General features: G+C 34.3%; 14 protein-coding genes and 1 pseudogene. 4 read left to right on the top strand and 11 right to left on the bottom strand.

The genetic code is table 11. The features are described from left to right. Positions 1-531: 531 nt before the first annotated feature. Complete coding sequence (locus C1634_RS22940; RefSeq protein WP_109739187.1) at positions 532-1,764, bottom strand: DUF3945 domain-containing protein; 1,233 nt, start codon at positions 1,762-1,764, stop codon at positions 532-534. A gap of 108 nt (positions 1,765-1,872) precedes the next feature. Continuing rightward, complete coding sequence (locus C1634_RS22935; protein WP_103232683.1) at positions 1,873-2,316, bottom strand: JAB domain-containing protein; 444 nt, start codon at positions 2,314-2,316, stop codon at positions 1,873-1,875. Between the two features lie 746 nt (positions 2,317-3,062). Between C1634_RS22935 and C1634_RS22925 the strand changes: the two genes are divergently transcribed. From C1634_RS22925 to C1634_RS25825, 4 genes are all read left to right on the top strand, one after another. After that, positions 3,063-4,526, top strand: coding sequence for a serine hydrolase (locus C1634_RS22925; RefSeq protein ID WP_109739186.1), 1,464 nt, complete (start codon positions 3,063-3,065; stop codon positions 4,524-4,526). 630 nt (positions 4,527-5,156) lie between these two features. Then, positions 5,157-6,017 carry a class I SAM-dependent methyltransferase gene (locus C1634_RS22920; protein ID WP_228410142.1) on the top strand — a complete coding sequence of 287 codons (861 nt, stop codon included), beginning with the start codon at positions 5,157-5,159 and terminating at the stop codon, positions 6,015-6,017. Further along, positions 6,007-6,219, top strand: a complete 213-nt coding sequence (locus C1634_RS22915; RefSeq protein ID WP_109739185.1) for a hypothetical protein — start codon at positions 6,007-6,009, stop codon at positions 6,217-6,219. The genes C1634_RS22920 and C1634_RS22915 overlap by 11 nt, the downstream gene beginning before the upstream one ends. Before the next feature lie 557 nt (positions 6,220-6,776). Further along, complete coding sequence (locus C1634_RS25825) at positions 6,777-6,983, top strand: hypothetical protein (protein ID WP_123921555.1); 207 nt, start codon at positions 6,777-6,779, stop codon at positions 6,981-6,983. Between the two features lie 573 nt (positions 6,984-7,556). Here C1634_RS25825 and C1634_RS22900 read toward each other — a convergent pair. The 9 genes and pseudogenes from C1634_RS22900 to C1634_RS22860 all read right to left on the bottom strand — a co-directional run. After that, positions 7,557-7,769 (bottom strand): hypothetical protein, encoded by a 213-nt coding sequence (locus C1634_RS22900; RefSeq protein WP_123921553.1) that lies wholly within the window; start codon positions 7,767-7,769, stop codon positions 7,557-7,559. Positions 7,770-7,802: 33 nt separating this feature from the next. Next, positions 7,803-8,012: an alpha-ketoglutarate-dependent dioxygenase AlkB gene (locus C1634_RS22895; RefSeq protein ID WP_262509925.1), complete on the bottom strand. Its 210-nt coding sequence runs from the start codon at positions 8,010-8,012 to the stop codon at positions 7,803-7,805. A gap of 149 nt (positions 8,013-8,161) precedes the next feature. Then, positions 8,162-8,497, bottom strand: coding sequence for a transposase (locus C1634_RS22890; RefSeq protein WP_103232677.1), 336 nt, complete (start codon positions 8,495-8,497; stop codon positions 8,162-8,164). A 3-nt stretch (positions 8,498-8,500) separates the two neighbouring features. After that, the gene (locus tag C1634_RS22885; RefSeq protein ID WP_103232678.1) at positions 8,501-8,953 is read right to left on the bottom strand and encodes a hypothetical protein; all 453 of its coding nucleotides are present in this window, start codon (positions 8,951-8,953) and stop codon (positions 8,501-8,503) included. Between the two features lie 308 nt (positions 8,954-9,261). Then, positions 9,262-9,711: a transposase gene (locus C1634_RS22880; RefSeq protein ID WP_103232679.1), complete on the bottom strand. Its 450-nt coding sequence runs from the start codon at positions 9,709-9,711 to the stop codon at positions 9,262-9,264. Between the two features lie 606 nt (positions 9,712-10,317). Further along, on the bottom strand, positions 10,318-10,542 hold the full coding sequence (locus C1634_RS22875; RefSeq protein WP_103232680.1) for a hypothetical protein: 225 nt from the start codon (positions 10,540-10,542) through the stop codon (positions 10,318-10,320). Positions 10,543-10,765: 223 nt separating this feature from the next. Further along, on the bottom strand, positions 10,766-11,890 hold the full coding sequence (locus C1634_RS22870; RefSeq protein WP_103232681.1) for a hypothetical protein: 1,125 nt from the start codon (positions 11,888-11,890) through the stop codon (positions 10,766-10,768). 237 nt (positions 11,891-12,127) lie between these two features. Further along, positions 12,128-12,928 carry a hypothetical protein gene (locus C1634_RS22865; protein ID WP_123921551.1) on the bottom strand — a complete coding sequence of 267 codons (801 nt, stop codon included), beginning with the start codon at positions 12,926-12,928 and terminating at the stop codon, positions 12,128-12,130. 74 nt (positions 12,929-13,002) lie between these two features. Beyond that, a pseudogene (locus C1634_RS22860) lies at positions 13,003-14,543 on the bottom strand (hypothetical protein); the annotation flags it as partial.

Genomic DNA, 14,543 nt, shown 5'->3' with positions numbered 1-14,543 from the left:
AGTCGTACCCTCTCTTTTCAATTACATTAAAAAAAATTACAGCTAGAAATAATTGCAATTTGACACAATAAATTGCAGCGAGCTTTCGTGTTTTTGTAGAAATTTCACATAACATCATATTATTAGAATTTAAAGTCATCGACTACAGGTTAATTGGTGAAGAAATGATAATTAGTCTTGTTCCCGACCGCTACGAATCAAAGAGAACTTGCGGAAAACATTATTCATTAAAAAAAACATCAGGGATCTAAAAACGATATTATTATTCTAAATCTTTGCAACCTTTTTTCAAAAACATAGCAAAGTCCTACCCGGCAATGTTTTTGAAATGGGGTTGCTCCAAACTCGGCAAAAATGCGTTTCCGACCACAGGGAGGAATTGCATTTTTGCCGCCCGACTTTTATCAGCCATTTCCATCTAAAACCCAAACAAAGCAACCTGCAAAGTCAATCGACCTAGCAGGTTATAAAAATAATTTCTAATTTACTTATTGCCTCTTTTCAGTTCCTCAAAACAATTTCACGACTCACCTATTTCTTTTTCGGATTCTTAAAAGAAAACACAATTCTCCCTATCATCTTATCAAAACTCATATAGCCCTGATAAGCCCTCCCTTTTCTACTCTCCAGCCCCTTTATATAAGCCCACTCCCCTGCCTTCAACTTATCCATCTGCCATTGACGAAGCTTGACCCCTCTGAAATGTGAAGGAACTTCTCTTTCAGAATGGTTCACTTCGTTAAAACCAGAACTTCTAAACTTATTCTCAAACAAAAACTCCACCCATTGCCTATCCGCATTGAATTGTACCATCGCAGAAAACATTGTCCCCTTCTTCGATACCATATTTTCTATAAACAACGGTTTCCCCTCACGAAGCAACTGCTTCTGCCCCAAATCCAATCTCAAACCGCAAAGCATATCAGGAATCCGTACAAATTCTATCCTCAAAGAAATCAACTCATTGGTCAGCCTGTCCAAACTTATCAGTGAAGAAATTATCTCTCCTGTAACTGTATCAGTAAGATCCACCACTCTCCCCATATTCCCAGAAGTCAAAAGATTGACCCTATCCTCTTTTGTAAACTTATGACCCATAAACTTCTTTCTGAAATCCACCCTCTTACAAACCCTATGAACCTTCACAATCAATTCTCCATCTTCGTCAATGCGCAACTGTAACCGTGCATCAATCTGACTTACCGCTTCCCCATCATTAAAAAGTATCGGAATCAACATTGGTGTTTTATAGCCTTTCAACAAAGAATCCAACGCCCCTATCTCTTCTAATTTTTCCTTGTCAAGACCTAATTCAGTCATCGTGTCCCAAGGAACATCCTCGATCTGATAGCGGTATTGAGAACTACTATTACTAGTAACTGACCCGTTATTAAAACCCTTCTTCAAAACAGAAGGCTCATTTTCAATGGTTTTCTTATATCTGATCGCATTGACCGCTTCAATAGAAACCTCAACCGCTTTCAGATCTTGTCTCTCAACCTCCGATAAACAATCAATGTATTCTTGTAAATCTAAAGCTGTATCGTGCGCCTCGAATTCCCTCACCTTAAAAAATGAATATTCGGAGGGATCTTTCAGCTGATGGTAAAAATCCGAATAGAAGTCCGTAAAAGAATCCTCCGCCGAATCAATCCGAATGATTGTATCTACCTTATTGCAGTCAGGCTGAACGTCTATAAGATTTCCGTTGTTTTCGATTCCCTGTACAATTCCGATAGAATTGCTACTGTGACGAAGTACCAATAAGTACTTACCTCTGAAATTGCCGTGTAATTTCCTATTTTGTTCATGATGATGACTTTATATATTATTTGATGCTATTATTTTTTTGTTTGCTTATTATTTTACTACTCAGATCATCGCATTATCCGCAAATGAAAAATGAGAATCCGACGTTAAAATCATGTGATCAAGCAATGCTATATCGAGTGTTTTTGCCGCATCTTTGATTTTGGCGGTCATTTTAATATCGGCGGATGAAGGCTTCAGATTCCCCGAAGGATGATTATGCGAAACGATGATCCCCGAGGCATTGCAAAGGAGAGCCGCCTGCATAATAATTCGAACATCTACCAATGTGGACGAAATGCCGCATTCCGATATTTTCTTAATTCCCAATACTTTATTAGCCTGATTCAGATACAGCGCAAAAAACGATTCCCTGTAATCCATTTCCTCCGCATCAAAATGCGCCCTGAAAACATCCACTGCATCGACCGATGACGATATAGACCTTTCACAATTCCCCTTTCTTGAGTAGCTCAATTTAATTTCGTTCACAATATTGAATTTCATATTTCCTGCTCCGAGTACGGCGGAGACCTGTTTTTCCCGCACTTACATTAAAACCTGTGAATTGCAGTTTGAAGGAAACTTTGACTTTTTTTCTATTCTTTTATTAATCGTATTATCTGATAAATTGATTTATACTAACAGCTGACGAATTGGTTTATAAAAAATTTGATTAATCTGTTTATACTAACATCGATGAGATGATTTATACCAACATCTGATTAGATGATTTATACCAAGAGAATAAATAAGGATCAAAATTTCAATGAACTGCATTTGCATCTTGTGAGGTTTCTGACTTTTTCTATGCGGATCACCATTCAGGCAGGCACAAGGAAAACTGTAATCAATTCCTTGAAAACAATAAGAAAGAGCATTGATGAAAGCTTGAAATATTTTTTGCGGAGGTTCTGGGATCTCCGATCCCGGATACCCAAAAAGATTTTTTTCAGCAGTGACCACGGAATATATTTGCTATAGAAAATCAGGTAGCCTCATAGGAAATTGAACATTGTTGTAATCTGATTTGCTTATGATCGCTTCAATAAAAAATGATGCGATAGATCTGCAGAAATGGTAAACTGTGTAAAATAGAATTGTAAATCATCTATAAAATGGTTCTGAATCATCAAAATATTTACTAAACAAGGCTAACAATTCAAATATTTAATTATCGAAAAATGTCTTTTCATTCTTATATTTGACGCTTTAAAATCCAGTAATAACCGTATCTATAAATTAAACTATATATGATTTTCATTTTCAAAAAGACATTGGCTGCAATTGTATTATTTTCCTGTACTGTCTCAGTTTTCTGTCAGTCGGACAGCATTGATGTGTTTATCCAAAATCAAATGCAGAAACGCAAAATTCCGGGATTGGAATTAGCCATTGTGAGACACGGTAAAATCATAAAAACAGGATATTACGGATTGGCGAATATTCAGGATTCTATCTCTGTAAGCAGTAAATCTGTATTTACCATTAATTCCATTACCAAAGCGTTTGTGGGTGTTGCTATTTTACAATTGGTAGAAGAAGGAAAATTAAAACTGAATTCGCCTATCTCAGAATACCTTACTGATATTCCGGAAACCTGGAAATCGGTGAAAGTTCAGCAATTGTTGTCTCACACATCCGGAATTCCTGACCTTGTGGATGAAGAGGAAGCTGTAATGATCGCTGATAATTTTGATACGGCCTGGAAAAAAGTAATCGCTATGCCTAGTGATTTCAAAGCTGGAGAGGAATTCAGATACAATCAAACCAATTACTACTTGCTTGGTCTGATCATCAATAAGCTGAGTGGAATGTCTTTTCAAGAATTCATCACCAAAGGACAACTTCAAAAAGTGGGCATGCCAATGACTATCCGATCTGGTTTCGGGGCAACGAAAGAATTGGTTCCCAATGCGGCTAACAGCTATCAGTTTTCAAAAGGTAAACTCAACAATATGTTCTTCTCCTTTCCTCCGGCATTACAAACGGCAGCGGGAATGAGTTCCACAGCCAACGAACTAGCCAAATGGATCATCGCATTGCAGAATATGGAATTACTAAAGCAAAAATCCAGTTTAGAAGCACTTTGGAAACCTGATGTATTGAATGACGGGAAAACAGGTGGATTCAGCAGGCTTCTCAACGGCTATGCGGCTGGCTGGCCAACCATAGACAGAGAAGAACATCCGGCATTGGCTCCTGTTGGCGGAGGAAGAGCAGCTGTATTTGTGTATCCAAAAGATGATCTTTCTATTATCGTGCTGACCAATTTGTCTGGTGGAACTCCTGATGTATTTATCGATGAATTGGCAGGATTGTTTATTCCTGATATGAAAGAGGCCAACGGTTTTGGAATGTCACCTTCAGCAAAATCATTGAAAATGGTTTTAGACAAAAACGGGTATAAAAATGCCAGCGAAACAGCGAAAAAATTAAAATCAAAAAATAAGGATTTTACATTGACGGAAAACGAGGTCAACAACTGGGGGTACAAAATGATTTCTCAAAAAAGGCTAGCAGATGCTTTGGAATTATTTAAATTAAATGTTTCACTGTATCCTTCAAGCGCTAATGCCTATGACAGCTTGGGAGAGACATATCTGGAACTTGAAAATTATGATCTTGCACTTAAAAATTACGAAAAGACCTTAAAACTAGATCCACAAAATAAAAATGTGCAGGAAATAATCAAAAAACTGAAGTCAAAGCATTAACTATTTTTATAATAGATTACTATCAAAGCTATATCTTCAGCTAATTATAACCAAAAAGAATCCTGATTCCGGATACCCAAAAATATTTTTTTCCGCAATGACAACGGAATATATTTGCTATAGAAAATCAGGTAGCCTCATATGGAATCATTGTCGTTGAAATAAGACCTGTTTATGAAAAGTCAATAAAAAGAATGTTGTGGAGGTTTTAAAAGTAAAGAATTGGTTCAATATCAGATGGAGAATTGGATTATAAAAATGTCATCTTAAACGAAAATCAAAAAAAGTACATCAAGGAAATTGAAAGTAGAAATCATACTGCTGCTACCTTGTTCATTTGTAGAAATGAATATGACGAGCCTAAAAGTTATCTGCAATTAAAAGCAAAAACTCAAAAAGAATTAATCACAAATTTCTATATTTGTCGTCTGTTATATTAATTCAACATATTATCTGCGTCTTTCTTAAAAAGACAATCTCGACAAAACTAGTAATTTGCACATAGAAATCTTTCTGTTTTTTGTGCACAGATAATCATATCCAGTTATTTCATCAAATTTTAAACAAAAACAATTGATCACGAATCTATTGATTATCACTTTTGCTATGTGTTTAACATTTCAATAAGTGATGAAAATACCAGGATTAAAAATGAAAAGCAAACAGTTAATAGACAGAAATATAGAAGTTTTTTATAATAAAGCATCAGAAGAGACCAGACTCGAGAAAGGAATGGGCATATTTGAATTTGAAAGAATTAAGTCACTCATAGAAAAACATATTCATTCATCATCTTCAAAAATAATCGATATTGGAGGTGGTACGGGAAAGTACTCGGAATGGCTTGCAAATAAAGGACATCAGGTTCATTTGGTAGAACCCGTTTCTAAACACATAAAAATTGCTCAAAACAGAGCTAGTAAATTAAAAAATAAGTTTTCTGTTCACTTGGGCGAATCGAAAAACTTAGATTTTCAAAATGATTTTGCAGACCTGATCATTTTACACGGATCTCTCTATCATCTTCAAAAAGAAGAAGACAGAGAATTAGCTATCAAAGAGGCGAAACGGGTTCTAAAAAATGACGGAATCATTTTGGGATTTGCAATTAACTATACTGCATCAACCTTGGCAGGACTTCTAAATGGTCTCATTCACAAAAAAACATTTTTCCAAATGTGCAAGAAGGAATTAACAACAGGAATTCATAATCCTCCGGATGATTTTCCCTGGCTTTTAGCTGAAGCATATTATCACAGACCAGAACAGCTAAAAGATGAGTTTATGAAACAGGAATTAACCTATCTAAATACTTATGCAGTTGAAGGTATGGCTTGGTTGGACAAGGATTACTTTGCCAATATGTTGAATGACGAAAAGAAAAAAACATTGCTAGAACTTATACAAGTCACAGAAAACGACAGTTATCTTTTACCATTTAGCCCACATATGATGATCGCAGTAAAAAAACAAACGAATTATGGAAAATAAAGATAGATACTACAACGCTTTAATAAAAAATAATGGTCAGCTAAATGAAATTGACCTTGGAGAAAAATTTGGTCTTGACGAAAATGCAACCAGAGAAATAATTGTACAGCTTCTAACCGAACATAAAATTGAATATAAAGAAGATAGAGCTTGTAATTACCGTTTTATGAACACCCGGAAAATGAAAAATAAACGCCGGTAACATTTATATAAGCGTAATGCGGGCTGATTGTCCAAAATTGAGTATTTTGGCTTTCAGTAAGTTAGTGACGGAAAGTAAATCGTTTCGAAATCCTGTACTACGCTTAAATTTTGCCGTTAGCGGCAATGCTACAAAACGAAACGAATGGACGAAATAATTCAAAATTAGACAAATATTCATCACTATTAAGACCTGAATATTATTGGGAACTTAACGAACCTTTGGATGACTCTCAATTAGACTTAATGAGATAAATATCAGTAAAATTGAATGATAAATCCTGGGATCTTTATATGTAATAAAACAATGCAGTCAGTTGTCTGTAGTTAAAGATTCTCTATTTTTAAAGTCACCTTAAAAAATTCTTATGAAGAATATTTCTTCACTATTTGTCATCCTCACAATCATTTCTTGTTCAACCAAAACTACTATGAAAAGTGATTTTGATTATAAAAAAAATTGAACAATTATCTGACTCTATTCAAATTGAAAATATTACCGTCAAAAACTTATTTAAATATCAAATATTAGCTAATCAGTCCACAGTTTTTGACTCAATGATAATAGACAGAAATGTATACAAGCCTCATCAAAAATTATGGGACAGTTGCTACGGTATGATTTTCGGTGATGTGAATGGGAAAAAATTCAACAATTCCCCTGGAACGATCAAATGGAACAGAACATTACTTTCCGAAAACAAAGAAGATTTAATCAAAAAAAACAAAACTAATAACAGACATCAATTTAAACAAATTGATTAAGAAAAACCTGAGAAAATTCAGTAAGTTGGTTCCCTACTAATCAAAGGCGAAATTAAGTTTAATTTTTACGCCAATCACAGGTATATGCTTTGGAGGTTGCAATGCTGAATAGTTTGCTCTTGAAATAAACAATCCCGGGGTTGATACTGAGTATACGCTCAATAAAGGATTACCCCATGAATTCAACCATCTGGCTTATGAAAAATTTAGAAACTCTGATCCAGACACAGAAATCAGCATCAAGCCAGACGATCGACGAGGGTTTTGCCTGTTATCACCTACTTTTTTTTCGACAGAAAGGTCAAACAACATGACGCAGCAACAATGGGGCTGGTATATCACAAATGAGAAAGAAATATTCAATAAAGTAAAAGGTTTCATTTCGGGTACTTCCGGTAACAATCCGCTGCTACGGAACGATAAAGGTAAATTGTTTCCCGAAGTACCAAAGACCCTGAATTATTGGTTGGGATTTAGAATTATCACAAAGTAAAAGTATTGCGACCATCATTGCTGAACATTAGGCATTACATGAAATATCAATATCCAGACAAATTCAAATTACTTTATAGGTCATAAAGTTCCTTTATTTTGAAATACGCTTAGACCTTCGATTTTGTCATTGATGATCTTATATACGATCTCAACTGAAAAACTTGACAGCTCATACAATACAAACCTTAGTCCATCTTTCGAGGTTTCACTGATGACTTTTCCCTCGGACAAAGCCAATTCGCATTGAGATTGAGTTGGCATATTTTTAAAATCGTAGTACGAAATAGACATATAACTAATTTTTAATTTTACTGTTTTATGATATTATAGTTTACTGATCAAGCGGAAAGTTAGGTTGATATGTTGCTTCATGGGTATAGTAGATTTGGCGATCCGGTGTTCCCAGTTTTCCTGAAGATCACCCTTCATAATAAGGAGTGCACCATTAGGAAGTGGCAGGCTGTATTTGCTTTGATGGTGGTCTTTCTTCCTAAAATCAAAGTTTCTGGTCTGTCCAATGCAGATGGATGCAATAACAGGACACTTATGCCAACTTTTTAAAAACTTCAGAAGAGTTTCTCGTGAAGAATCAAAGTAAATAGATTCAGAAAACGTAAACCCTTTATTTGAGAAAGCTTACATTAATAATATTTAACTAATACCTTTCCTCTCAAAACCAATTTTTAACCTACATCTGTAGAATTTAAAATAATGTTCTTTTTCCATTTTGCTACTGTGTTGCGGCTTAAATTGAAATGCTGAGCTAACTGCGTATTGTTGAGTTTGTGTTTTTGCCCATACTGTAACATTTCTATGATCACATTTCTATCATACGCCCTATATTTCTGATTTTCCTTGCCGGGATCTTGGGTAACTTTTCCAAAGATTATTTTATTGAGTGAAATAATGTCCAACACCGATAATCTATTTTTTCTCAATATAATCTCACAGTCTGTTTTTAAATTCGGATCTTTTTTTTCAATCATATCATTAAAGATATTATGGTAATCAGGCATCATGATTTATGTCTTTTTTTTATCTAAAACAGAATTGATGACGTCTTGCAGTAAAGTTCGTTGGTTCTTGCTGATCCCTTGAAGACGATAACAGAACATTTTGAATTTTTTCCTTTTATTAACGGTAATTTTAAAAAAACTCATCATCATCGAGTTCTCTAATTGAATGTCATAAATTTCTGTTATAGGGAGTTCCAATACCGGCTGACGGTGTTTGATCAATATCGGGTGGTAATATTTTATGACCAATATATATTCTGTGATCTCTATATTAATAGTTCTTAGTAATAAGAATCTCCAAAACAATAGTAATAAAATAACTCCACGATTAATATAAAGTAACAGAATTTGAATCTCAAGCATGATCATACCCAAAAGAAATACAATATATAAAACAATCAGTATAATCATTAATACTACAGTTTTATCGATATTGTTCTTATTATCTATTTTCATCATTTTATTTTAATGAATTCTTTACCATTAAAGAACCAAGACCATTGAGTACTATAAAAAATTTTGTGTCTTTAAATTTAACTGTTAGTTTCTAAAAAGCGTGCTTTGATCTTGGTATTATATATTTGATATTTTAAAGTTCCTCGGTACAAAGGCAACTCACCAGCTTTTGTATCATTCGATTATCAAGTTATTTTCTTTCACTAATGATCTTTTGGCAAGTGATAATGTCTTCTAAATCATATTTGATACTTGAAGGGATATTATTTAAGTTTTCTTCGACCTTTAATATTAGGTCTTTCAACGGTTCTTTATTCATTTTGATCATTTAATGATTGGGATGTTCTGTTTTTTGCAATCCATTTGTAGAGTGTTGTTTTTGGAATTTTATATCTCTCAATCACTTGATTCTTTGTCATTTCATTAGATTTTATACGACCCAAAATAAATTCTATAATTTCTACCGTGTAAATATTTTTCCGAAACTCCGGCAACACTGATTGGACACCAGAAGGTTTGGGATCTGTCTTAGTGGCTGGAGCATACAATATAAGATGCTGAGAATATAACCTGAAAAGGTCGTACTCTAAAAGTTTGCTCCATTTCAATAATATGATTGAATCAAGGCTTTCGCAAGAATACATATCTTCCACTTCTTTGTCGGAAATCTTGAAAAAATTACAGATACGAGACATTTCTAAATTGCGCTCTGCAACTTTGACCTTGATAAGTTTTCCTACGTTAATATTTTTGAAATTCATCGATAAAAATTCTTATTTACTGCTGATTATCATTCTCTATCTATTACAATATGTAAATCAGTTCTTCATGAGGAGATAATTTCTGCAAAGAATATTGTTGGTCGCAGTACTAACATTCCATTGCTATAAACTATACACTAATTTATTTTTCTAATAAAATACTCCTACTCAAAGATCTCCTTCTTTAATATTGTGATCCTCATTAATTAATTTTTGCGGTTGAAATCTGTGTGTATATAATATTCTTATGGTTAATAAGAATACTAATCTAGATTTTTAAAAACCAAATGATAGAGAAGCAAGCTTTTATGGTAACTCTTGAAAATATCATGATTTTCAGGGAATGGTATATACCATTTTAGTCTATTTGGAGATAAAATCCTTTTTATATTTTTTTCTATATTAACCACTAATCAAGTCTCGAGGAATCCATTAGATCAAAATAAAATTATGGTACAGGTGACTAAGTAGCTGCACAGACTGACAATCCATTAAAATCAAATGCTTGCGTAGGTAAGTAGTTGATTGATCCCTGGAAACAATAATTACCTATGTGTGCACCGTTATCGTTGCTTAAATCTTGATTGCATTAATATATGAAATTGCTTATGGACGATTATGAGGTATATTCCTTTTATTATCTCGATAATCAAATTTTATAATTTCAGATTCTTGTCTTTTTCTTATTTCAGATGATGCTTTATCCATATCGCTTTCGTGCTGCTGATTACCATAATTGTAATTTTTGGTAGAGCTACATTGTGTAAATAAAAAAAAATTAGTTAAAATAATGAACTTTAGGATTTGTTTTTCATAGGTCTTTGTATCCATTTTAATAATTTTAATAATTAATTATTATAAACTACCGATCTTCTAATAAATACCAGTAGTAACTAATAAAAAAATATAATAACCTGAGTAAGTTTAAGATTAAACGAAGGAACTTAAATAACTCCTTTAAATCTAATTATAATATCTAAGCAAAAACAATCTTAAACAAACTCAGGTATTGTAAGCATGAGGATTTTAACTGCTAAAATTATCCTCAAACTATCTATAGTTTCGTTAATCCAAAAGTAAAACCTTTTGTGCCTTGTTCTATTGAGCCATTAATACTAATAGCGTCTAGAGCACCTCCTAGCAAAGTACCATTTGCTGCTACAGGTCTAAATGTAACCATCCGCAGCCTGTCATTGGTTTGTAATTGAGTTACAACAGTCGGTAGAATACAAAAAACTCTGAAGTTATTAAAATTTGGCGGGATTAAGGAAACTGTTCGTGTGCCAGAAATTGTTGTCCATGTTACTCCACCATCTGAAGATTTTTCTACATTAAAAACCTGAAAAATATTTAAATTTGATGAAGTAGTGACTGCTGTTCCTAAGGATGCATTGAGTTGATAAAATCCATTTTGTTTTATGGTAACATATCCTGCGTTTACTGTAGCGTCCATTGTATTCAATTGAATATTATCATTTATAGGACCAAATCTAATCACGATATGATTTCCGTTATTAAAATCGCTAAGCAAGTTATTATTTGAAGTGGTAAAAACATTTATTGCATCTATATATAAAGTTTTAGGTCCTCCTTCTTTTAAAGTGCCTAACACGCCATTTCCACCTATAAACAATGGTTTCGCATCAAGCTCAGCTAGTTCAGGAGTACTTCCGATCCGTACCTTACCTTCTATGTCAAGCTTTTCTGATGGTACAACCGTGCCAACTCCTAGATTTCCTGATCCACTAAAAATAGTATTAAATCCGGCAGTATCTATGTGAGCATCTTTTATTAAAGTTCCGCCAAGCTGTATATTATTACCTGTTTTTGTAAGCCCATTGTCTGCATTTACTGAAGGCGCAGAAGACACTTTTACCCAAACACCACCATCGAAATAATAATATCCTTCGGCTGTAACATTTATCGTTTTTGCCGTTGGTAATGCAACTCCCGAAGTTACATACACTATAGTTCCCGTTTGTTCTGCATTATATAAGCTATCCTTACTCGAAAGACTATTCCCTGAGATTCTTGGCGCGATTATGCCATCTATTTTAGTTAGATCCGCAGGAGTTCCCATTATATCCAGAGTAGCTTTGGGAGCATCTGTGTTAATTCCCACTTGAGCAAATGAAATTGTAGAAATCAACACAAAAATTGTGGATATTTTTTTTCCCATTTTTTATAATTTTATTGTTTACTCTAAATAAACTACTGATCTTTCAATATACAAGATCAGTAGTAACTAATAAAAAAAATATAATAACCTGAGTAAGTTTAAGATCAAACGAAGGAACATAAGTAACTCCTTCAAATCTAATTTTAATTTCTAAGCAATAACAATCTTAAACAAACTCAGGTTCTATAAGCGTATTGTATGAGGATTTTAACTGCTAAAAAATCATCCTCACACAACTTATAGTTTTGTTAACCCTAATGAATATCCTTTAGTGCCTTGAGCGGATACACCATTAATTTTAAATGAAGTTACAGCCTGACCGAGTACAACACCAGAAGCACTCTTAGGTCTAAATGTTACCAAGCGAATCCTGTCATTTGCCTGTAGTTGAGTTACAATTGTTGCGAGAACAGAATATAAACTAACATTACTGAAGTTTTCCGGAATCGACTCCCTAACTCGCGTCCCGGAAATAGGAGTCCAAGTTGTTCCATTATCTGAAGATTTTTCCACGTTAAAAGATTGGAAAATATCCAGGTCACTTTCTGCTTCAATTACTGTAGTTAGTGATGCTGTGATCTGATAAAATCCAGAATCAGATATCATAACTGATTCTTGGTTTACCGTAGCATTTAATGTATTCAATCGAACATGAGAGGAGGAATCAAAATGAACCAAAATATCTGCTCCTGTATTAAATGCATTAGCTTCATTTGCAGAATTAGTAGTAACATTGGTTGCATCCAAAAATAAAGTTTTAGGTCCTGACTGATTAGAAGAAGACATCTTTACCCAAACAGAACCATCGAAGTAATAATATCCTACCGTTGTCACATTTACAGTTTTAGCTGTCGGTACCACTACTCCCGAAGTTACATATACAATAGTTCCGGTTTGTGCAGTGGTATAAAGCGCATCTTTATTTGCAAGATTATTTCCTGAGATTCTTGGTGCTATGATACCATCTACTTTCGTGAGATCTGTAGGATCTCCTACTACATCAAATGTTGATTGGGGAGTTTTTGTATTGATTCCCACTTGAGCAAATGAAATCGCAGAAATAAACAAAAAAATTGAAAATATACTTCTTTTCATAATTTAATAATTTAAATTTATAAGGCTGTCGCGCGTACAATAAAACTATCAATGTTACTGTTTCCGCCAAAATTCACTGTAAATGTTCCCAATCCCTGTGTATTTGCTACTGAGCCTGCAATAGCCGCAGATCCGACAAGACGCACCGTATACACACCGGGAGAAAGAACCATTGATGCTGATGAGTTCATAATGAATGCACCTTGTAGATTACTTCCAGTGGTTGGACCTCCTAATCTAACGGGTATGGCAGATTCTGCGAAATTAGCACCAACAGAAATACTACTGGAGGCAGGCACCGAGGTAAAATCACAATAGATCTTGACTCTTTTTGTCTTTTCATTGCTTTCATTAATAAGATTAGGAAATGAGTACCCGCAACTATATATGATATTGACTAGTGATCTTGCGGTCACAGTAAAAGTGTAAGTACTCACAGTAACATCACTTAAAGGAACACTTTCAGTAGCCGTAGCGGTTGCTCCAGCAATATTATCTATACCGTAATTACCTACAAGTTCAGGTTCTTGAGAAGGAAGTGTTCTTAGAGTACCATTGCTATCTGCTACCACTTTTTTTACTACCAGGTTTTCACCAGATAAAGAATTTATACCTCTAACTCTCACATTGCCATTTACATCTAGGTTTTCTGATGGGTCTATAATTCCTAAACCAAAATTCCCGTTATCCAACAAAACTGCTCTATAAGGATTTATTCCTGACCCTGCAAATGAAGCAATCCAGTTACCAGCTGTTTTATTTTTAACAATTAGAGTGGCACCATCATCATAAGCAGCAGCTAAATTTAGCCTGCCTCTAAGGTATGTATCACCATCTACATCAAGCTTCTTTGTAGGAACAACACCAAGTCCCAGATTTCCTGCTCCACTAAATGTAGTATTGAAACCAGCAGTAGCTATGTCTGTATTTTTAAGTAGTGTGCCTCCTAATTGTACATTGTTTCCAGTTTTTGTTAAACCGTTGTCACTTGTAACAGTTGACTGTACTGATGATAAAGGAACTTTTTTTGCAACACCTGTATTATCCAATACCATTACTCGATCATTCGTATCAAGACTTGCATTTTCTGGTACTTGTCTGAATCTCACATTGCCATTTACATCTAGGTTTTCTGATGGGTCTATAATTCCTAAACCAAAATTCCCGTTATCCAACAAAACTGCTCTATAAGGATTTATTCCTGACCCTGCAAATGAAGCAATCCAGTTACCAGCTGTTTTATTTTTAACAATTAGAGTGGCACCATCATCATAAGCAGCAGCTAAATTTAGCCTGCCTCTAAGGTATGTATCACCATCTACATCAAGCTTCTTTGTAGGAACAACACCAAGTCCCAGATTTCCTGCTCCACTAAATGTAGTATTGAAACCAGCAGTAGCTATGTCTGTATTTTTAAGTAGTGTGCCTCCTAATTGTACATTGTTTCCAGTTTTTGTTAAACCGTTGTCACTTGTAACAGTTGACTGTACTGATGATAAAGGAACTTTTTTTGCAACACCTGTATTATCCAATACCATTACTCGATCATTCGTATCAA

Origin of the sequence: Chryseobacterium viscerum, from assembly GCF_002899945.2 — a bacterium.
Taxonomy (GTDB): domain Bacteria; phylum Bacteroidota; class Bacteroidia; order Flavobacteriales; family Weeksellaceae; genus Chryseobacterium; species Chryseobacterium viscerum.
The sequence above is the reverse complement of the archived record's forward strand: the minus strand, read 5'-3'. Positions and strand labels throughout refer to the sequence as shown.